The organism is Nocardioides kribbensis (assembly GCF_015070375.1).
GTDB lineage: Bacteria > Actinomycetota > Actinomycetes > Propionibacteriales > Nocardioidaceae > Nocardioides > Nocardioides kribbensis.
In genome coordinates this window covers 166,749-186,050 of the sequence record NZ_JADCLL010000008.1, presented here as the reverse complement: position 1 = coordinate 186,050, position 19,302 = coordinate 166,749, and the positions used below count along the sequence as shown (strand labels likewise).

At 75.3% G+C, this 19,302-nt stretch carries 20 protein-coding genes and 1 pseudogene; 7 read left to right on the top strand and 14 right to left on the bottom strand.

Translation table 11 applies throughout. The features are described 5' to 3' along the window. Positions 1-893 precede the first annotated feature (893 nt). Positions 894-1,541: a hypothetical protein gene (locus IR170_RS16920; protein WP_193666036.1), complete on the top strand. Its 648-nt coding sequence runs from the start codon at positions 894-896 to the stop codon at positions 1,539-1,541. Here IR170_RS16920 and IR170_RS16915 read toward each other — a convergent pair. After that, positions 1,538-3,760, bottom strand: a complete 2,223-nt coding sequence (locus IR170_RS16915) for a PAS domain-containing hybrid sensor histidine kinase/response regulator (RefSeq protein ID WP_193666034.1) — start codon at positions 3,758-3,760, stop codon at positions 1,538-1,540. The two genes, IR170_RS16920 and IR170_RS16915, sit on opposite strands and share 4 nt — an antisense overlap. A 50-nt stretch (positions 3,761-3,810) precedes the next feature. After that, positions 3,811-4,440, bottom strand: a complete 630-nt coding sequence (locus tag IR170_RS16910; RefSeq protein ID WP_193666032.1) for a molybdopterin-dependent oxidoreductase — start codon at positions 4,438-4,440, stop codon at positions 3,811-3,813. Between the two features lie 102 nt (positions 4,441-4,542). Between IR170_RS16910 and IR170_RS16905 the strand changes: the two genes are divergently transcribed. Continuing rightward, complete coding sequence (locus IR170_RS16905) at positions 4,543-4,917, top strand: hypothetical protein (RefSeq protein ID WP_193666030.1); 375 nt, start codon at positions 4,543-4,545, stop codon at positions 4,915-4,917. Beyond that, a complete protein-coding gene (locus IR170_RS16900) occupies positions 4,910-6,118 on the top strand; it encodes a sensor histidine kinase (protein WP_193666028.1) in 1,209 nt (402 codons plus the stop codon). Before IR170_RS16905 ends, IR170_RS16900 begins: the two co-directional genes overlap by 8 nt. Positions 6,119-6,128: 10 nt before the next feature. Here IR170_RS16900 and IR170_RS16895 read toward each other — a convergent pair whose 3' ends face one another. The 6 genes from IR170_RS16895 to IR170_RS16870 are packed head-to-tail and all read right to left on the bottom strand — an operon-like array spanning position 6,129 to position 12,196. Continuing rightward, positions 6,129-6,902, bottom strand: a complete 774-nt coding sequence (locus IR170_RS16895) for a TauD/TfdA dioxygenase family protein (protein ID WP_193666026.1) — start codon at positions 6,900-6,902, stop codon at positions 6,129-6,131. Between the two features lie 55 nt (positions 6,903-6,957). Then, positions 6,958-8,055 carry a D-alanine--D-alanine ligase family protein gene (locus tag IR170_RS16890; RefSeq protein ID WP_193666024.1) on the bottom strand — a complete coding sequence of 366 codons (1,098 nt, stop codon included), beginning with the start codon at positions 8,053-8,055 and terminating at the stop codon, positions 6,958-6,960. A 1-nt stretch (position 8,056) separates the two neighbouring features. Then, entirely contained in the window at positions 8,057-9,403 is a 1,347-nt protein-coding gene (locus tag IR170_RS16885; protein ID WP_193666022.1) for an ATP-grasp domain-containing protein, read from the bottom strand. A 3-nt stretch (positions 9,404-9,406) separates the two neighbouring features. Then, positions 9,407-10,243, bottom strand: coding sequence for an O-methyltransferase (locus IR170_RS16880; protein WP_319805136.1), 837 nt, complete (start codon positions 10,241-10,243; stop codon positions 9,407-9,409). Next, positions 10,236-11,504, bottom strand: a complete 1,269-nt coding sequence (locus IR170_RS16875) for a sedoheptulose 7-phosphate cyclase (RefSeq protein WP_193666020.1) — start codon at positions 11,502-11,504, stop codon at positions 10,236-10,238. The genes IR170_RS16880 and IR170_RS16875 overlap by 8 nt, the downstream gene beginning before the upstream one ends. A 23-nt stretch (positions 11,505-11,527) precedes the next feature. Then, complete coding sequence (locus tag IR170_RS16870) at positions 11,528-12,196, bottom strand: HAD family hydrolase (RefSeq protein WP_193666018.1); 669 nt, start codon at positions 12,194-12,196, stop codon at positions 11,528-11,530. 204 nt (positions 12,197-12,400) lie between these two features. Here IR170_RS16870 and IR170_RS16865 point away from each other — a divergent pair, with 204 nt between their 5' ends. The 3 genes from IR170_RS16865 to IR170_RS16855 all read left to right on the top strand — a co-directional run bounded on the left by IR170_RS16865 (position 12,401) and on the right by IR170_RS16855 (position 14,890). Beyond that, positions 12,401-13,207, top strand: coding sequence for an MFS transporter (locus tag IR170_RS16865; RefSeq protein ID WP_193666016.1), 807 nt, complete (start codon positions 12,401-12,403; stop codon positions 13,205-13,207). Positions 13,208-13,276: 69 nt separating this feature from the next. Next, a complete protein-coding gene (locus IR170_RS16860) occupies positions 13,277-14,167 on the top strand; it encodes a hypothetical protein (RefSeq protein WP_193666014.1) in 891 nt (296 codons plus the stop codon). Between the two features lie 102 nt (positions 14,168-14,269). Then, the gene (locus tag IR170_RS16855; RefSeq protein ID WP_319805135.1) at positions 14,270-14,890 is read left to right on the top strand and encodes a TetR/AcrR family transcriptional regulator; all 621 of its coding nucleotides are present in this window, start codon (positions 14,270-14,272) and stop codon (positions 14,888-14,890) included. Here the strand turns inward: IR170_RS16855 and paaE are convergent. Genes paaE through paaA form a run of 5 tightly spaced genes read right to left on the bottom strand, consistent with a single transcriptional unit; the run spans position 14,848 to position 18,606 of the window. Further along, positions 14,848-15,912: a 1,2-phenylacetyl-CoA epoxidase subunit PaaE gene (paaE, locus tag IR170_RS16850; protein WP_193666010.1), complete on the bottom strand. Its 1,065-nt coding sequence runs from the start codon at positions 15,910-15,912 to the stop codon at positions 14,848-14,850. The genes IR170_RS16855 and paaE overlap by 43 nt on opposite strands. Beyond that, the gene (paaD, locus tag IR170_RS16845) at positions 15,912-16,427 is read right to left on the bottom strand and encodes a 1,2-phenylacetyl-CoA epoxidase subunit PaaD (RefSeq protein WP_082502637.1); all 516 of its coding nucleotides are present in this window, start codon (positions 16,425-16,427) and stop codon (positions 15,912-15,914) included. Before paaD ends, paaE begins: the two co-directional genes overlap by 1 nt. Further along, entirely contained in the window at positions 16,424-17,338 is a 915-nt protein-coding gene (gene paaC / locus IR170_RS16840; protein ID WP_193666008.1) for a 1,2-phenylacetyl-CoA epoxidase subunit PaaC, read from the bottom strand. The genes paaD and paaC overlap by 4 nt, the downstream gene beginning before the upstream one ends. Before the next feature lie 12 nt (positions 17,339-17,350). Further along, positions 17,351-17,647 carry a 1,2-phenylacetyl-CoA epoxidase subunit PaaB gene (paaB, locus tag IR170_RS16835; protein WP_193666006.1) on the bottom strand — a complete coding sequence of 99 codons (297 nt, stop codon included), beginning with the start codon at positions 17,645-17,647 and terminating at the stop codon, positions 17,351-17,353. Further along, a complete protein-coding gene (gene paaA / locus IR170_RS16830; protein WP_193666004.1) occupies positions 17,644-18,606 on the bottom strand; it encodes a 1,2-phenylacetyl-CoA epoxidase subunit PaaA in 963 nt (320 codons plus the stop codon). Before paaA ends, paaB begins: the two co-directional genes overlap by 4 nt. A gap of 132 nt (positions 18,607-18,738) precedes the next feature. On the opposite strand from paaA, the gene IR170_RS16825 reads away from it, so the two are divergent. Beyond that, positions 18,739-19,050, top strand: a complete 312-nt coding sequence (locus IR170_RS16825; protein ID WP_193666002.1) for an EthD family reductase — start codon at positions 18,739-18,741, stop codon at positions 19,048-19,050. Between the two features lie 25 nt (positions 19,051-19,075). On the opposite strand, the pseudogene IR170_RS19665 reads toward IR170_RS16825, so the two are convergent. Continuing rightward, positions 19,076-19,300 (bottom strand): annotated as a pseudogene (locus IR170_RS19665) (hypothetical protein); the annotation flags it as partial. Positions 19,301-19,302: the final 2 nt, after the last annotated feature.

The following is a 19,302-nucleotide window of genomic DNA, read 5'->3' as shown; positions in this document are numbered from 1 at the left end:
AGCATCACGGGCCCCGCCAAGCCGCAGTAGGGACCGATCCGCTGTGAGGTCACAGGATACGGCTGTGACCTAGGTCGCTCCCCCGGATCCGGCTGTGACGTCGAGCGTCACACCTCGCCGCGCGACCCTCGTCCCGGCGGCCCCGGCACCCCGGCGGCTCCGGCACCCCGGCGGCCCCGGCGGCCCCGGCACCCCCGGCACCCCGGCGGCCCGGCACCCCGGCGGCGCCGGTGGTCGAGGAGGGAGCCCGTCGAGACGGAACCACGCCGGCGACCGTCGGGGCTCTGGGGCGTCGCGTCGTGACTCGTCGGTCTCCGAGTGGTCGGTGGAGGTCCTCGGCACCCGGACCTGGACGGTCGGTCACCGCGAGCGCCACCGACCCGCCACGCGGGGCTGCCTCCCGTCGCCGGGCGGCCCGCCCGAGAAGTGGCGGCATACGACAGGTCGACCACCGCCGCAGGTGTCGTCTCCCGCCACTTCGCACAATCGGCCACCCCGAGTGCCGCCAGCACCGGCCCCGCCACGCGGGACCGCCTCCCGTCGCCGGCCGACCAGCCCGAGAAGTGGCGGCGTACGACCGGTCGAGGGCCGCCGCAGGTGACGTCTCACGCCACTACGCACGCTCGGTCACCGCGAGCGCCCGCCGGCACCGGCAGGCGCTCGCGGGGTCGCCTCGCGTCGCCGGCCCGCCCGAGAGCTGGCGGCGTACGACCGGTCGAGGTCTACGTGGGACCGGTGATCGACCTCGACCCCACCACCGCCGGAGCCGTCGGCCGCCGCACTGGGACCGACCCCCACGGCTGGACCACGCCGGTCGCACCGGCTGAGCCGAGCGCTCCAGGGAGGGTGAGGCAGGCTTGCCCCATGACGTGCCCCCTGACTGGTGAGGCCCGATGACGGGCGACGAGAGCCCGGCGGAGACCAGCGAGCGCCTCGCGGCCTGGCTGGAGCGGCTGGGGCTGGCCGACCAGCTGGGGGCGGCCGGGCTGCCGACGCTCCACCGCGACGACGCCGGCCACGCGCGGTGGACCGACCCGCGCACCGGGGAGCCGCTGGGAGCCGACCAGCTCGCCGACCTCGACAGGCTGCTGCACGCCGAGGGCGACGAGCCCGAGCACGCCGTGCCGGTGCCGCTGGTGCAGCTGGCCCAGCAGGCGCGGGTGCGGGCCGAGCTGGTGGCGAGCCCGTGGCACGACTACGCGTCGCTGGCGGCCCTGCGGGGGGCGACGCTGGAGGCCACCCGCTTCGACGTGCACAAGGCGGCGGGCGACCACCGTCTCCTCGTCGTCAGCCGGGAGCAGGCGATGGTGCCGGCCTTCCAGCTCGACGCGGCGGGGAGGGTGCGCGACGAGCTCGCCGCGGTGCTGACCACGCTGCTCGAGGCCGGCACCGACCCGTGGCGCGCGTGGGCGTGGCTGACCCGTCCCGCCGCCCTGCTCGGCGGCCTGGTGCCCGAGCAGGCCGCCGCCGACCCCGAGACCACCGACCTGGTGCGCCACGTCGCCGTACGCCTCGCCGAGCGCGCCGCCGCGACGGGCTAGGGGGCCGCGACCCCGGCGTGGGTCCGCACCACGTCGAGCAGGGAGGCGAGGCTGACCGGCTTGGTCAGGTAACCGACCGCGCCGGCTGCGAGCATGCGGTCGCGGTCGGCGGGGAGGACGTTGGCGCTGAGCGCGACCACGGGCAGGCCTGGGTGCTCGAGGGCGACGACCTGGGTCGCCTCCATCCCGTCCATGACCGGCATCTGCACGTCCATCAGGACGAGGTCGAAGGGCTCTCCCCGGCCCGCGGCCGACCGCACCGCCTCCACCGCGGCGAGACCGTCGGGCACGACGACGGCGTCGAGGTCGCAGCGCCGGAGCATCGCCGTGATCACCTTCTGGTTGATGGGGTCGTCCTCGGCGACGAGCACCCGCAGCGCGGTCCCGAGGTCGGCGGCCGGGGCGGCCCCGACCGGCGGAGCCGGGGTCACGACGTCGCCGACCGGCGCCAGGGGGAGCCGCACGGTGACGGTGGTGCCCTCCCCCAGCACCGACGTCAGTGAGATGTCGCCGCCCATCGCCCGAGCGAGACCGCGCGAGATGGCGAGCCCGAGCCCGGTGCCGCCGTGACGCCGCGTGGCGGACACGTCGCCCCGGGTGAAGGGCTGGAAGAGCGAGGGGATGCGCCACTGCGGCACGCCGATCCCGGTGTCACGGACCTCCAGGACGACGTCGCCCTCGCTGTCGCGCGACACCTCGACGGCCACGCTGCCGGCATCGGTGAACTTCACGGCGTTGCCCACCAGGTTGACCAGCACCTGGCGCAGGTGGACGACGTCACCACGCACGCGGTCGGGCGCCGCGTCGGTGCGACGCACCCGCAGCCCGAGTCCCTTGCCCTGCGCCTCGCTGGCGAACATCGCCACCACGTCGTCCACGGTCTCGACCAGCGACAGCTCCGCCTCCGAGGAGGTCACCCCGCCGGCGTCGAGCGCGGAGAAGTCCAGGATGTCGTTGACCAGGCTCAGCAGGTGCCGCCCGCTGCGCTGGGCCGTGACGGCGAAGTCGCGCTGCTCGGGGTCGAGCTCGCCCGCGGCCAGGAGCTCGGTCAGGCCCAGCACCGCGTTGAGCGGGGTGCGGATCTCGTGCGACATCGTGGCCAGGAAGGCGGCCCGGTCGGCGGCTGTCGCCTCGGCCTCGCGGCGGGCGACCTCCAGCAGCGCCGCGGCCTCCCGGCGCTCCGTGACGTCGGACTCGACGGCCACGAAGCCGGTGAGCGCCCCCTCGCCCTCCGCGGACTCCTCGCGCAGAGGAGTCACGTCGAGCGCGACCCACATCTCGTGGCCGTCGCGGTGGTAGTTGAGGACCTCGGCGGTGAAGCGCTCCCCACGGCGCAGCCGCTCCCCCATCTCCCGCACCGTGTCGGGGTCCGTGCCCGGTCCCTGCAGGAAGTCACCCGGCGAGCGTCCCACCACCTCGGCCAGCGCCCAGCCCGTCTCGGCCTCGAAGGCGGGGTTGACCCAGATGATGCGCCCGCGCACGTCGGTCCAGACCACCATGGTCGAGGTGGCGTGCACGATGTGGGCGTAGCGCTCGAGCTCCTGGTTCAGCGTCACGAGGGCCTCCCGGTCGGCCTCCCGCTGCCGCGAGGCGCGCCGTGCCACCACCAGGCCGAGGACCAGCGCGAGCAGGCCGAGGGCGAAGGTGGCGAAGAGACCGCCGACCATGAGCCGCGCCCCCGACAGCAGCCGCTCCGCGTCGTCGTTGGCCAGCCCCGCCTGGGCCTTGCGGTTGTTCTCGCCGTCGGAGACGAGCTGGTTGTAGGACCGCTCCAGCTCCGACACGTCCCGCCGCAGCGCGCGCACCGCCGGTCCCTCGACGCCGGGGCGGTCCGCGACGTCGCCCAGGGTGTCGAGCCTGGGGAGGAGGTCGTCCTCCCAGCGCCGCTGGTCGGCGCGGGCGAGGGCCAGCAGGTCCTCGGCGCGCAGGGTCTGCTCCTGGTAGGACAGCGAGCCCTCCTGCACCCGCTGGCTCACCAGCTGGCCCTGGAGGTCGAGCTCGTCGGCCGTCGCACCGTCGGCGAGCATGGTGTCGAGCAGCAGCAGCTCGCGCTGCACCTGCGTGAGGGTCCTGACGTTGGCGTCGACGATGGCCTGGGTGTCGCCGACGCGTCCCGAGAGCAGCCCGACCTGGCGCAGCGTCGCCACCGAGAGCACCAGGGTCACCACGAGCATCGACAGCGCCAGGGCGAGGAGCACCGCGCCGGGCACGCTCGGCACCCACCGGCTCCGGCCGCGTGCAGGCGCTCCACCTGCGAGCGGCCGAGGGTTCATCGCAGGGTGATCCGATCGAGCTGCCACACCCACCGGGCGTCGTACTCGGGGCTGTCGAGCTCGGGGGCGCCCTCGGTCGGGTAGACGAAGCGCGTCGGCCCGTAGCCCGCCACGTCCATCGGCTCACCGTCGGTGCGGGTCGCCAGCATGAGCGGGTACGCCGACGCGTCGGAGACCGGGACGTCGGCGGTGTAGTCGTTGATCGCGTGGGTCGCCATGACCGTCGCGTCACCGGCCCCGGCCACCTCCAGCAGCGTGGCCACCAGCGGGCCGGAGAAGGTGCGGCGGCCACCGGTGGCCTGGTCGTCGTCGGCCTCGTAGGACACCGAGCCCAGCCGGTCGAGCAGCGCCCGGTCGAGCTCGAGCCGGTCGCCCACGTTGTGCACCGAGCCGCCCTTGATGGTGAGCACGACGGGCCCGGTGGGCGCAGGCACCTCGTCGCCCGGCTCCAGCGTGGCCGGGGTCAGCGTCGTCACCTCGGCCACGGGCGGGGCGCCGGCCGCGGAGCTCGAGGCGTCGGGCCCCGGGGAGCAGGCCGAGCCGAGCGCGAGCAGCAGCACCAGCGGAGCGGCCACCCGGACCGTGGCGCGGGCGGGGCGGGAGAGTCGGGTCGTGAGGTCGTCCACGGACCCATGATCGGCAGGCTCCCCCGCGCTCAGCAGGACATGCAGGCTCAAGAATTCGTCAAATTCCGCTCCACGACGCCGTCGTCGTGATGACCTTCTCCCATGTGCCCTGCGACCCCGTCGAGCGACGCCGACGCCGAGCCCCTGCTCGCCGCCGACGACCTCGTCGAGGCCGTGGGGGCACCGCTCGCGCGGGAGGTGCTGGGCGACCTGGTCGCCGGCCTCGGCGCTCGTGTCGCGGCCGTGCACCACGCCGCGTCCGAGGGCGGCGAGGAGGAGCTGCACAGGGCGTGTCACGCCCTGCGCTCGGCGGCCGCCCAGGTCGGCGCCCGACGCCTGGCCGCGACGACGACCGCCCTGGAGCGGTCGCCGGCCGGCACCGGGCTCCACCGCCTCGACGAGGTGGCGGACTCGACCGCGCGGGCGATCGGCTCCTGGCTGGCCCGGCCCACCTCCGACGCGCCGACCCGTGGCTGACGCCGCGGCGCCGGCCGGGCAGGACGCGCTCGGTCGCCGTCTGGAGGCGGCCCGCGCCGACGGTCCGGTGAGCCGCGAGGGCCTCGGTGCGGTGGCCGCGGAGTGGCTGCGAGGCGCCCTGGGCACCGACTCGGCGTGGTTCCAGCAGCCGGGCGGCGGCTCGGCCCCGGTCGCGGCCTGGGCGGAGCTGGGCGCCGAGCCCGCCGACGACAGGCGCACCACCACCGCCAACCCCACGCTCCACGACCACCGCGGCCGGCCGCGCGCGATGGGCGCCCTCGGCGCCGTGACCGTGCAGGAGGCCGGCGCACCCGACCTGGGCCACCTGGTGACCTGGTCGAGGGCACCGCGGGCCTGGACGGCGGCCGACCGGCGACTGCTGCGCCAGGCCGCCGACGGCCTGGCCCTCGCGCTCGACGGCGTCACCGCCCCCTCCGAGGCCGAGCGGGCGGCCGAGGACCTCGACGCCCGCACGACCGCGGCGGTGACCCTGCTGTCCCACGAGCTCCGCACACCCCTGACCGTGCTGATGGTGGCCGTCGAGATGCTCCTGGACGGACGGCCCGGCCCGCTGACCCCGCAGCAGCAGCGCGTGCTGGAGCGCATGCAGGCCGCCACGGAGCGTCTCGGGCGCGTCGCCACCGACGCGGTCGCCCTCGTCAGCGCCGGCACCGACGCCGGTGACGCCGGCGCTGCCGACGGCCCCGGCGCCCGGCCCTCCACCGACCTCGACCGCGTCCTCGACCTGGTGGCGGAGACCGCCTCGGGGCGCACCTACCGCCACGGGCACCGCATCGCCGTGCGCCGCGCCCCCACGCCGCCCGGGCTCGTCGTGCTCGCACCGGCGGCGGAGGTCCGCGAGGTGCTCGAGCGGGTGGTCGACAACGCGGCGAAGTTCTCCGCCGCGGGCACCGACGTCTTCGTGGCCTCGTGGCTCGTCGACGAGGCCACGGTCGAGATCATCGTCTCCGACAGTGGCCAGGGCATCCCGCCCGAGGACGTGGCCGCCCTCGGCCGGCCCTTCGCGAAGTCGTCGCTCTCGCTGCACCGGGAGGACCAGGGGCTGGGCCTGGGCCTCGCGGCGGCGCAGCGCATGGCCGAGGCCTGGGGCGGCTCGATCGAGCTCGACGCCCGGCCGGGCGAGGGCGTCACGGTCGTGGTGCGGATGCCGGGAGGGGTCCTGGCGGTGCCGCGGGGCTGAGCCGGACGGCTCAGGCGGGCACGGCGTGGTCGGCGACCATGCCGCGGTGCATGACGCGGTCGCCGACGACACCGGAGTGGTCGGCGCGGTGCAGCACGCAGGCGTTGTCCCAGATCACCACGTCGTGGGGGGCCCAGGTGTGGTCGAGGGTGTTCTCGGGGCGCGTCGAGTGCTCGTAGAGCCGGGCCACCAGCGACGCCGCCTCCTCCTCGTCGAGCCCGCTGACCGCGGCGCACCGCGAGAGCGTCGTGAGGTAGAGCGAGGGCCGGCCCGTGACGGGGTGCGGCCGCACGACGGGGTGCTCGGCCGAGGACTCGTCGCCCTCCTCCAGCTCCACACCGGTGACGACGTGGGTGATCGTGCGGCCCTCGACGCGCTCGCGCAGGTCGGGGTCGAGCGACTCCAGTGCGAGGTACTGGTTGGTGAACTGCGTGGCCCCGCCCCGCTCGGGGATGCTCACCGCGCGCAGCGCGGTGTACGCCGGGGGCCGCGCGACGTAGCTGGTGTCGACGTGGAAGGTGCTGCGCGGCGGGGTCTCGCGCCCGACGTTGCTGATCAGGTTGAGGTCGGGGTGGCCCTCGACGGGCGTCTCGCCCTGGGTGAAGGTCAGCTCGCCGAGCGAGCGCAGGAAGGCGAGGAACTCCTCGTTGCCGACCTGCTGGCCCGGCAGCACCACGACCCCGTGCTCGGCCAGCAGGCCCGGCAGCGCGGCGCGCAGCTCCGGGTCGTCGAGGGCGACGTCGCTGACGCGGGCGCCGACGGGCTGCAGGATCTGGGTCTCCACGGGGTTCTCCTCAGGGTCGGGCGGTCGGGTCGGGCGGTCGCGTCAGGCGGTCGGGTCAGGGGTGGGCGAGGGCGTCGTCGACGGCGAGGCGGAAGAGCTGCGGCAGGTCGATGCCGGCCGCCCGCGCCATCACCGCGACCACGCTGGTGCGGGCGTAGGAGCAGTAGAGGCCGGCCTCCAGGAACCACGGCTCGCCGTCGGGGTCGATGCGGAAGTCGAAGAGCCCGTAGTGGCGGCAGCCGAGCGCGCGGTAGGCCAGCCGCGCGGCGGTCCAGACCCGCTCGCAGACCGGGTCCGCCGGGTCGACGATCCACGCGTGCTCGGCGTCCTTGGCCACGAGGGCGAGGTCGCCGTCGTCGGCCCGGCGCAGCTTGTCGGCCTGGTCGCGCACGGGCTTGGTGTCGGTGTCGACGGCGTACTCCTCCAGCGGCAGGCACACCAGCTCGCCGTCGACCTCGACCACGCCGCAGCGCACCTCGCGCCCCAGCGGCACGTAGGTCTCGACCAGCGCGCGCCCACCGTGCTCGCGGGCGGCCTCGACCGCCGCGGCCAGGTCGCCCTGCTCGTGGACCAGGCTCACCCCGACCGAGTTGTCGGCCGCGACCGGCTTGACCACCACCGGCAGGGCCAGGTCCGCCGCCCCGGCCTCCGGGCCGCCGGGCACGACGTAGGCCTCCGGCACCCTCACGCCGGCGTCGGCGACCACCGCGCGGGCCAGCGCCTTGTCGGCGCCCAGCGCCATCACGGCCGGCCGGTTGCCGACGTACGGCAGGCCGAGCAACTCCAGCAGCGCGCGGTGGTGGGTCATGCCCGAGAGGCAGAACATCTGCGGCACGACCAGGTCGACGCCCAGCCCGGCGACCACGGCGACGGCCTCGGCGAAGGGCACCGGGTCGGCGGCGGCCAGCGCGGCCGGCGACAGGTCGGCCGGGAAGCGCCACGACCCGTCGGGGCTGACGTGGGCGACGAGCGCGACGTAGCGCTCGGGGTCGGCGACGGCGGTGAGGCAGTCGCGGGCGTAGAGCAGGGAGACGTCGGCGAGGAAGTCGTCCTCGGCGGAGCCGGCCAGGTGGAGCACCCGCAAGGGTCCGGTGCTGTGCGGCCCGGTGCTGTGCGCCTCGGTGCTGTGCGGCTCGGTGCTGTGCTCTGCCATGTCAGTCGCCTCCCGGCTCGACGAGCTTGCCGATGTTGAGGTCGACCTTGGTCCACGGCCGCAGCCGGCGCAGGTTCTGCAGCAGCAGCGACGGCACGTGCACGTGGTGGAGCATGAGGAAGGGCAGCGGGTCGGCGGGGTCGAGCACGGCGTCGCGGCCGCGCGAGAGGGTGCGCAACCGGCCCGGCAGGGTGCGCGGGTGGCGCAGCCCCTGCCACAGCTCGTGGTAGGTCCAGTGGGTGGGCCGACCGCCCAGGGGCGGCTCGACGGCGGGGGCGTCGTCGTCGAGGTAGGCCGCCGCGACGCCGGGATGGCCGTGCAGCAGGGTGATCGCGGAGTGGGTGCGCGGGTTGCACTCGATGGCCCGCACGACGCCCTCGGCGTCCTCGATGAAGTCGAAGGACAGCTGCCCGGTGAGGCCGTGGGCCGCGACGTAGGTCTCGACCCACTCCCGGATCGCGGGCTTGTCGACCATCTCGTAGGTCAGCTGCCAGGCCGAGGAGCGGCAGCAGATGTAGACCTGGAGCCGCCCGTCGCGCACGGTGCCGTGGGTGCAGTACTCCTCGCCCTCCACGAACTCCTGGAGGATGAAGGGGTGCTCCGGGGAGATCGGGAGCCGCGCCAGGTGGGCGGCCGTCTCCTCGCGGGTCGCCAGCGGCAGGCGGGTGAGGTCGAGGCGGCGCACGGGGTCGTAGGGGATGGACTTGAGGATGTAGGGCCGCGCGGAGCGCGAGAAGTCGAAGTCGAGCACCTGCTGCGGGTCGGTGATCCGGTGGGTGTCGGGCACCGCGAGGCCGAGCGCGGCGGCCGACTCGGCGAAGAGGTGCTTGTCGTCGACGCGGCGCAGGTCGTCGGGGTCGAGGTGGACCACCTCGCAGTGCGGCTCCAGGACCCGCTTGGCCTCGGCGTCGGCGATGCTCGCGGCCGGCGAGCAGACCGGCACGTAGACGTCCACGCCCTCCTGCCGCACCACGCGCAGCAGCGCCGCGGCGTAGTCGGGCGAGGAGATGTCGGGCACGACGTGGAAGGCGTCGACGGCGCGCGAGAAGCGGTGACCGGTGAGCCGGTAGCGCCGGGTCTCGACCATGACGACCCGGTGCCCCGCGAGGTGCATCAGCCGCGCGATCTCCAGCGCCTTGGTCATCTTCCCCCCGCTGACCAGCACCGTACGCCGCGGCGCTGCGGTCGCGCCGGGGTCGGGTCGGGTGCCGCGGGCGGCCCGCCCGCGCGCGGCGGCGACGCCGGTGACGACCAGGTCGACCGGCAGCGTGGCCTGCAGCAGGGCCAGCGCGCCGACGGTCTTGGCGAGGGTCACCGCGCTGGTCGCGGCGCTCGAGAGGACGGCCACGGCTCAGACCCGCCGGGCCAGCGTCACGCCGTCGCGCAGCGGCACGAGCACCTGCTGCACCCGGGGGTCGGCGGCGAGCGCGGCGTTGAGGTCGGCCACGGCGCGGCCGTTGGCGCTCGCCTGCTCCTCGCCGTCGGGGCCGCCGGGGCCGCCGGCCCAGGGCTCGCCCTGCAGCAGGGTGTTGTCGAGGGCCAGCAGCCCGTCCTCGGCGAGCAGGCCGGTGTCGAGGAGGAGGTCGACGTAGGCGGCGTAGCCGGTCTTGTCGGCGTCGACGAAGACCAGGTCGAAGACCTCGCCCGCGTCGGCCAGGCGGCGCAGCGTGTCGAGCGCCGGGCCCACCTCGACCCGGATGCGGCCGCCGGCCGGGGAGGCCGCGAAGCACTCGGCGGCCAGGGCGGCGACGGCGGCGTCGAGCTCGCACGCCACGACCTCGCCGCCCTCGGGCAGCGCCTCGGCCATGGCGAGCGCGGAGTAGCCGGTGAACATGCCGACCTCCAGCACGCGGCGGGCGCGCGAGGTGCGCACCAGCAACTGGAGCAGCGCCCCCTCGACGTGGCCGGAGAGCATCTCCTGCTCCAGGCGCACGCCCCCGCTGCGCCCGCTCCAGTCCTCGGCCCGGGTGCGCTCGGTGAGCGCCGCCAGGGCGGGTGACTCCGGGGAGGTGCTGGCCTCGAGGTAGGGCTCGAGGCCGCCGGCGATCGCCCGGGCCCGGGCCAGGTCGGCCCGCACGTCGTCGGGCACGCCCGCGACGTCGGCCAGCCCGGCCTCGACCCGCTCCAGCAGCGCGGCGGCGATCCCCACCGGGGTCACCGGGCGCGGGCCCGGCACCGGCTCAGGCACCGGCCGGGGTCTCGCCGCGGGTGTACTGGTCGACGCCCTCGCCGCCGCGGGGCAACGACGCGCAGACCCGCTTGTGCTCGGCGAGGATCTCGACGAGCTCGGGCACGTCGAGGTCGTTGACGAAGTAGCAGGTGCCGATCGGGCGCGGCACGGCCGCACGCAGCAGCCCGTCGCGGGTCTGCAGGATCGACGCCGTCGCCTTCTCCAGCACCTCGGGGGTGAAGAGGGGGCTGTCGACGGCCAGGCCGAGGCCGCTGAAGAGGGCCAGCACCCGGTCGCGCTGGTCGGCGCCGATGTAGCCGCGCCGCTCGGCGATCGTGGCCGAGAAGGCCATGTCGATGCTGATCGCGTGGCCGTGGAAGAACGGCGGCGACGGGGTCAGCTCGAGGGTCGGGCTCCAGGTGTGGCCGTAGGCGATGACCCGGTCGAGGTCGAGCTCGTGGAGGTTGGGCACCTCGAGCTCCAGCATGGTGCGGATGGCGTCGTAGGTGATCCGGTCGGAGACCTCGCGCAGGTGCTCACCGTCGGCGGCGTGGCCGAAGGCGGTGTGCAGCAGGTCCTCGCCGTACTTCTCCAGCGCCTCGAAGGTGTCGAGGTGGGCCACGGTGGCGATCTTGATGATCTCCGCGATGCCGTTGCGCACCTGGTCGACGGGCAGGGTCTCCAGCAGCGAGAAGTCGAGGAGCACCTTCTTGGAGGCGTGGTAGGCGCCGAGGCGGTTCTTGTGCTTGCCGTGGTTGGCGCCGACCTTGATCGAGACGCTGGCGTCGATGAGGCCGATCAGCGTGGTCGGGATGCGCACGTAGTCGGTGGAGCGCTTGTAGGAGGCGCACGCGAAGCCGGCCACGTCGGTGGTCAGTCCGCCGCCGACGACCAGTACCTGCTCCTTGCGCATCAGCCCGAAGTCGGCGAAGGCGTCGACGATGCGCTCCAGCGTGCGCAGCGACTTCGCGGTCTCCGCGATCCGCACCGGCACCGTGGTGAGGGCGATGCCGTGGTGGGCGAAGTACGCCGCCATCCGCTCGCCGTGCAGGCGATCGACGGCCTCGTCGACGACGGCCAGGCAGCGGCCGAAGTCGCGGAAGGTGTCGGCGAGCTCGGTGTTGGCCGGGTCGAAGACGCCCGGCACGATCACCAGGGAGTAGTCGATCTTCTCGTAGGCCTCCACGTGGAAGGCGGTCTCGGTGGCCTCGAGCCGGGCCAGCGGGGCGCCGGGCTCTTGCGCCGGCACGGGGGTGGGCACGTCGGTGGTCTGGGTCATCTCGGCTCCTCTGGTCGCCGGGGTCAGGCGGTCTGGGTGAAGGACTGGAGGTCGGTCAGCTCGAGGCGGTCGCGGCGGGCGGTCGCGCGCTCGAAGTCGTGGCCGGCGGTGTTGGCGTTGGGGAAGGCGACGACGCTGAGGCCGGCGCGGGCGGCCGCCTCGACGCCGCCGAGGTTGTCCTCGACCGCGACGCAGGAGCCGGCCGGCTCGCCCAGGGCGGCCAGCGCGAAGGTGTAGGCCTCGCCGTCGGGCTTGGGCTGCTCGACCTGGGTGCGGTCGACGACGAGGTCGAGGTCGTCGAAGGAGATCCGGTCGGCCACGGCGCGGCCCAGGGCCATGACGTTCTCGCGCGACGTCGTGGTCACCAGCGCGACCTTGTGGCCGGCCTCGCGCGCCGCGGCGATGGTCTCGACCACCCCGTCGCGCGGGGTGAGGTCGGCCTCGCCCAGCAGCTGCTGGAAGATCTCCGACTTCGTCTGGTGCACCGCGTCGGCGTCGACGTCGGCGCCGGTGCTGCGCGCGTGCTCGGCGATCCGGTCGCGGCCCCCGCTGGTGGCCAGCATCTCGGCGTACTCCTCCTGGCCCCACTGCCAGTCGAGGCCGTGGGAGGCGAAGGCCCGGTTGAAGGCCTCGCGCTGCAGCTCGGAGGTGTCGGCGATGGTGCTGATGGAGCCGAAGAGGATGGCGGTCATCGTGGGAGTCCGATCTGTGGCGGGGTCTGCTGGGCGGTGCGGATCCCCTCGATCGTCGGCGGGCCCCGGGGGGCCCGGGCTCCCCCCTTCGGGCGCGCTTGCCGCCTCGCCCACCCCTTCGGGCAGGGCGGGGGTGACGGTCCGGGGCGAGGGTCTGTGCCGAGGGGTGGGGTGGTCGGTGAGACGCGTGCCTAGCCTCCGGACATGGCCACCTCCACCTCGCACCCCCGCACCTCCGGCGGCTCCGCAGCCCCGAGCCCCTCACGCCGCGGCCCGGCCGGCTCGCGCGGTCTGGCCTGGGCCGTGCTGGCCGGCGCCGTGCTGCAGGTCGTGGCGCCCGTGGTGCAGTCGCTGGGCCTGGGCTCCTCCCCCGGCGAGGGCGCGGGGGCCGACCTGCTCATCACCCCCGTGGGCTGGGCGTTCTCGATCTGGGGGGTCATCTACACCCTGGCCCTGGCCCAGGCCGTCGCCGTGCTCGTGCGGGGTGCCGACTCCGTGCCGCGCGCGCTCCAGGTCGCGCAGGTCGTGCTCTACCTCGGCGGCACGGTGTGGATCGTCTGCGCCGCGGTCGACAGCAGCGTCGCCACCGCCGTGGCCCTGCTGGTCATGGCCGTCGCCGGGGTCGCCGGCGCCCTCGTGGCCGCGCGCAGCGCCCTGCCCGCGGGGTGGTTCGGCGCGCTGACCCGCGCCGCCGCCGGGCTCTACGGCGGCTGGGTCACCGCCGCCCTCTTCCTCAACCTGTCGACGGCCGCGGTCGCCCTCGACCTCGCCGACGTCGCGGACCTCGGCTGGCAGCTCGGCGCCCTCGCCGTCGCCGCGGCGACCCTCGTCGTCGTCACCCTGGCCACCCGCGGCCTGGTCGCCTACGCCGTCGCCGGCGGCTGGGCCCTCGTCGGGATCGCGGTCACCGGCTCCGCCGACGGCGCCACCGCCGTCGTCGTCACCGCCCTGGTCGCCCTCGCCGTCCTCGCCGGCGCCACGCTCCTCGCCGTGCGCCGCGCGTCACGCTGAGGCCCTCCCGGCCCCTCTCACCCTCTCCGGTGGTCCGCTCGCGGCGGTCACGGGCGCAGGGTGGGCGTCATGCGATCCCTCGTCCGCGGTCTCGTCGCCGGCGCTGCCGGCACCACCGTCCTCAACGCCACGACCTACCTCGACATGGCCCTCACCGGCCGCTCGGCGAGCAGCGCGCCCGCCGACACCGTCACCGCCGCCGCCGACCTGGCGCACCTCGACCTGCCCACCGCCGGCAGCCGCGAGGAGGCGTACGGCGCCCTGGCCGGGCTCGGCGTCGGGGTCGGCGTGGGTGCGGTCGCCGCGCTCGTCCGCTCGGCCGGGGTGCGGCTGCCGTGGCTGGCCGAGTCGGCCGTCATCGGCTTCGGCGCGATGGCCGCCACCGACGGTCCGATGGCGGTGCTCCAGGTCACCGACCTCACCACGTGGTCGGCCACCGACTGGGGTCGCGACGTCGTGCCGCACCTGGTCTACGGCGCCGCGGTCGCCTGCGCCCTGCGGGTCACCGAGCCCGACGACGAGCGCGACGACGAGGGCCCGGCGCGCCCGGGACGGCTGCTGCTGCGCAGCCTCGCCATCGGCCTGGCCACCGGCGCCCGCAGCTCCTGGGGTCTCGTGCCGCCGGGCCTGGTCGCCGGGAAGGCCCCGCTGGCGCTGGCGGGTGGCCTGGTGGGCACCGAGCTGGTCTTCGACAAGCTGCCCTCCACGCCGTCGCGCGTGGGCGGGCCGACCGTGGCGCGGGTGCTGAGCGCGGCCGGCGGCGCGGGGGTGCTGGCCCGTCACGAGGGCGCGGCCGGCGTGTGGCCGGCCGTGGCCGCGGGCGCCGTCGGCGCCGTGGCCGGCACGATCCTCGGCTCGGTGTGGCGCGACCTGTGTGCCGACCGGTCCTGGGAGGCCGCGGGGGCCGTCGTCGAGGACGCCGTCTCGGCCGCGCTGACCGCCTACGCCGTGGCCACCTGACCGCGGCCCGACCGCGGCGGGACGTGAGACGCTGGCGCCATGGCCGGCCCACCACCTGACGCTCCCGTGCGGCGGGGTCGTCCCGGGTACGACCAGGCGACCGTGCTGCGGCGCGCGATCGAGCTCTTCAACCGGCAGGGCTACGACGGCACCTCGATGGGCGACATCGCCCAGGAGCTCGGCCTGACCAAGTCGGCGATCTACCACCACGTGCCCAGCAAGGAGCACCTGCTCAGCGCTGCGCTCGACGAGGCGCTGGGCGAGCTCACCGCGGCGATCGAGGAGGCCGCCGACGCGAGCGCCGGCACCACGGCCACCCAGCGCCTCCACGACGTGGTGCACCGCTCGGTGCGCATCCTCGTCGACCACTTGCCCGCCGTGACCCTGCTGCTGCGGGTGCGGGGCAACAGCGAGGTCGAGCAGGCCGCCCTCGCCCGCCGCCGCGTGCTCGACGACCGGCTGGCCGGACTCGTGGCCGCCGCCGCCGAGGAGGGCTCGGTGCGCGCCGACCTCCCCCCCGAGCTGCTGAGCCGGCTGCTCTTCGGTCTCGTCAACTCCCTGGTGGAGTGGTATCGCCCCGGTGGTCCGCTCGACACCGACGCCCTGGCCCGCGCCGTCGGCGCCATCGCCTTCGACGGGCTGCGCGGCCCCGCGTCGCCCCTGCCGGAGGGCCCCGCGGGTCAGGCGTCGAAGTCGACCGTCACCGCGTCGCCCACCGGGTAGCCCTGGCAGGTGAGCACGTAGCCGCGGGCCAGCTCGTCGTCGTCGAGGGCGTAGTTGCGGCGCAGGTCCACCTCACCGGCGGCCACGTGGGCCCGGCACGTGCCGCACACCCCGCCCTTGCAGGCGAAGGGCAGGTCGCTGCGGGTGGCCGCAGCGCCGTCGAGGATGCTCTGGCCGCGTCGCTGGGGCGCGGTGGTGGTGCGCCCGTCGAGCACGATCGTGACCTCGCTGGTCTCCCCGTCGGCGGCCGGCCCGGCCTCCTCGCGCACGACCTCGGGCGGCGGCTCGTCGACGTGGAAGAGCTCCACGTGCACCCGGTCGGCGCCGACGCCGAGCTCGGCGAGCACCGCGCGGGCGTCGGTGACCAGCCCGAAGGGACCGCACAGCCAGACGTGGTCGAGCGCCTCCACCGGCACGAGCGCCCGCAGCAGCCTCCGGAGCCGGTCGGCGTCGAGGCGCCCCGAGAGCAGCTCCACCTCGCGGGGCTCGCGGCTGAGCACGTGGACGACGTCGAGGCGTGCGGCGTACCGGTCCTTGAGGTCGGCGAGCTCCTCGGCGAACATCACGGTGCTCGCGCGGCGGTTGGCGTAGACCAGGGTGACGCGCGCGTCGGGGTCGGCGAGCACGGTCGCGGCGATCGAGAGCATCGGGGTGATGCCCGAGCCGGCGGCGAGGCACAGGTGCCGGGCCGGGTGGGCGGGGTCGGCGCGCAGGGCTCCGGTGGGGGTCTGCACCTCGACGACGTCGCCGACCGCGACCTCGCGCACCAGCCAGGTGGAGAAGAGCCCGCCGGGGATCTCGCGCACGCCCACCCGCGGCGCCGCTCCCGCCGGCGCGCAGATCGAGTAGCTGCGGCGGTGCTCCTCGCCGTCGACCGTGCGGCGCAGCGTGAGCGCCTGCCCCGCCGCGAAGTCGTACGCCGCGCGCAGCGGCTCGGGCACGGCGAAGGTGATGGCCGCGGAGTCGTCGGTCAGCGGGTCGACGGCGGCGACCCTCAGCTCGTGGAAGCGGGCGCGCGCCATCAGATCTCCTTCACGTGGTCGAAGGGCTCGAGGCACTCCTCGCAGCGGTACATCGCCTTGCAGGCCGTCGCGCCGAACTCCGAGGTCAGCGCCGTGCGTCCCGACCCGCAGCGCGGGCAGGCGACCTGCCGGCGCGTCGGCAGCAGCCGCAGCACGGTGGGGCCCTCGGTGGCCGGGGCCGCGCCGGGCGGGGAGATCCCGTGCGCGCGCAGCGCGGCGCGGCCGCGCTCGGTGATCCAGTCGCTGCTCCAGGCCGGGGCGAGCCGCACCCGCACGTCGACGTCGGCGAAGCCGCGCTCGCGCAGACGGTGCACCAGGTCGTCGCGCATGGTGGCCAGGGCCGGGCAGCCGGAGTAGGTCGGGGTCACGGTGAGCACCACCGTCGCGCCCTCGAGCGCGACGTCGCGCAGCACGCCGAGGTCGGCGAGGGTGAGCATCGGCATCTCGGGGTCGGTGACCTCCTCCGCGGCCCGGCGGGCGAGCGTCACGGCGTCCGCGTCGACCACGGCGCTCACCAGCGCCCCGTGGGGTGGGCCCGGGCGACGACCTGCATCTCGGCGAGCATCCGGCCGAGGGCCTCGGTGTGGCGCCCGTCGCGGCCGGCGCCGCGCCCCAGCGGCCCGGTCGGGGGCACGGTGGGCCGGTCGAGCCCGCCCACCGACAGCACCTGCTCGAGCAGCACGTCGACGTCGGCGGCCAGCCCGGCGGGGTCGACCCCGAAGCCCTGCTCGGCCGCGGTCGCCTCCACCGGGTGGGTGCGGAAGAGCTCGTGGTGCAGCGGCCAGACCACGTCGAGGCCGGCGCGCATCCGTCGGCGCGACTCCTCGGTGCCGCGGGCCAGCGTGACGCACCAGCGGGCGGCGTGGTCGCGGTGGTAGGCGACCTCCTTAACCCCCTTCGCGGCGATCGCGGCGAGCACGGGGTCGACGCTGTCGCGCAGCCGCTCGAGCAGCGCCAGGCGGTGGGTGGAGAAGAGCAGCAGGCGTGCGGTGGTGACCGCGAAGTCGCCGTTCTCCCCCTCGACCAGGCGCACGTTGCGGAAGTCCGCGTCGTCGCGGAAGAAGGCGAGCGCGTCCTCGGGCGGCACCGGCGACCCCGCGGGCAGCGCCGGCACCACCGACGGGTCGGCGGCCGCCGCGCGCGCCAGCAGCAGCCGCGCCTGGCCGAGGAGGTCGAGGGCGATGTTGGCCAGCGCGATGTCCTCCTCCAGGTCGGGGGCGTTGCTGGCCCACTGCGAGAGCCGGTGGGAGTGGACGAGCGCGTCATCGCCGAGCATGAGGCAGTAGGCCGCGAGCGCTGCACCGTCGACGCCGGCGGCCAGCGTGGTGTCGACGCCCGCGAGCGGGTCCTCGAAGTCCTGGCCGAAGGCCCACTGCGCGCTGTCGTCGCCGAGCAGCCCGTCGTAGGCGCTGGTGTGGTCGGTCATGGGGGCCGCCTCCTACATGTGGGGGACGTCGTCGGGGATGTCGTAGAAGGTCGGGTGGCGGTAGACCTTGTCGCCGGCGGGGGCGAAGAGCGGGTCCTTCTCGTCGGGGCTCGACGCGGTGATCGCGTCGGCGCGCACGACCCAGATGCTCACGCCCTCGTTGCGGCGGGTGTAGACGTCGCGGGCGTTGTGCACGGCCATCCGGTCGTCGGCGGCGTGCAGCGAGCCGACGTGCACGTGGTTGAGGCCGCGCTTGCCGCGCACGAACACCTCGTAGAGCGGCCACTCCCCCTGCGGCGCCCCGCTCACGAGACCGCCTCCTGCTGCTGCGGCTCCTGCTGCTGGCGCCGGGCGAAGGCGCTCGCGGCCTCGCGGACCCAGGCGCCGTCCTCGTGGGCTCGGCGGCGGTGCGCGACCCGCTGGGCGTTGCACGGCCCCGACCCGCTGACGACGTCGCGGAACTCCGCCCAGTCGGGCTGGGTGAAGTCGTGGCCGCCCTTCTCGTCGTTCCACACCAGGTCGGGGTCGGGCAGGGTGACGCCGAGGGCCCGCGCCTGCGGCACGGTCATGTCGACGAACTTCTGGCGCAGCTCGTCGTTGGTGTCACGCTTGATGCCCCAGGCCATCGACTGCGCGGTGTGGGAGGAGTCGGCGTCGGGCGGGCCGAACATCATGAGCGCCGGCCACCAGAAGCGGTCGACCGACTCCTGCACCATCGCGCGTTGCGCGTCGGTGCCGCGCATCATCGTGGCCAGCAGCTCGAAGCCCTGGCGCTGGTGGAAGGACTCCTCCTTGCACACGCGGATCATCGCGCGGCCGTAGGGGCCGTAGGAGGTGCGGCACAGCGGCACCTGGTTGCAGATGGCCGCGCCGTCGACCAGCCAGCCGATGGTGCCGACGTCGGCGTAGGACAGCGTGGGGTAGTTGAAGATCGAGGAGTACTTCTGCTTGCCCTCGATCAGCTTCTCCGTCAGCTCCTGACGGGAGACGCCGAGGGTCTCGCAGGCGGAGTAGAGGTAGAGCCCGTGGCCGGCCTCGTCCTGCACCTTGGCCAGCAGGATCGCCTTGCGCCGCAGCGAGGGGGCGCGGGTGATCCAGGCGCCCTCGGGCTGCATGCCGATGATCTCGGAGTGGGCGTGCTGCGCGATCTGGCGCACGAGTGTGGCGCGGTAGCGCTCAGGCATCCAGTCGCGCGGCTCGATGCGGTCGTGGCGGGCCAGGGTCGCCTCGAAGGAGGCCTCCTCGGCCTGCGCGGGTGCCGTCGTCATGGGACCTCCTGGTTCACAGACCGACTGATTTACAGACCGACCGGTCAGGAATAGTCTGGCACGCGGCCCGACGCCGTGCAACGGGCCTGACCGCACCCCTCCAGACCCGCACCCCGACCCGCAGGAGAGCGCATGTACCGCGTGACCATCCAGTACGCCGTGCCCGAGGACCCCGAGGCGTTCGACCGCCGCTACGCCGAGGGCCACGTGCCGCTCGTGCTGCCGGTGCCGGGCCTGCGCTCCTTCACGTGGTCGAAGGTCCGACCGATGGGCGGCGACCCGGCCGCCGGGCCCTACATGGTGGCCCAGCTCGACTTCGACGACCGCGAGGCGATGACGGCGGCGCTGTCGTCGCCCGAGATGGCCGCCGCGGGCGCCGACGCCGACGAGATCGGCGTGCCGCGCACGATGTTCGCGGGCGAGGTCGTCCCCGAGCTCGGCTGACCCGCCCCTCCTCAGCGGACGGGGCTCAGCGGACGGGGCGGCGGTCGACCAGGCGCCGCATCTTGCCCACCGAGCGCTCCACGCTGCCGGGGTCGACGACGTCGACCTCGACGCTCACCCCGATCCGGCTCTTCACCAGGTGCTCGACGCGGCGGCCGGCCTCGATGGCCGCCGCCGGGTCGGCCGCCTCGCGCCGCTCCACGACCACCCGCATCGTGTCGAGGGTGCCGGCACGCTCGAGCACGCACTGGA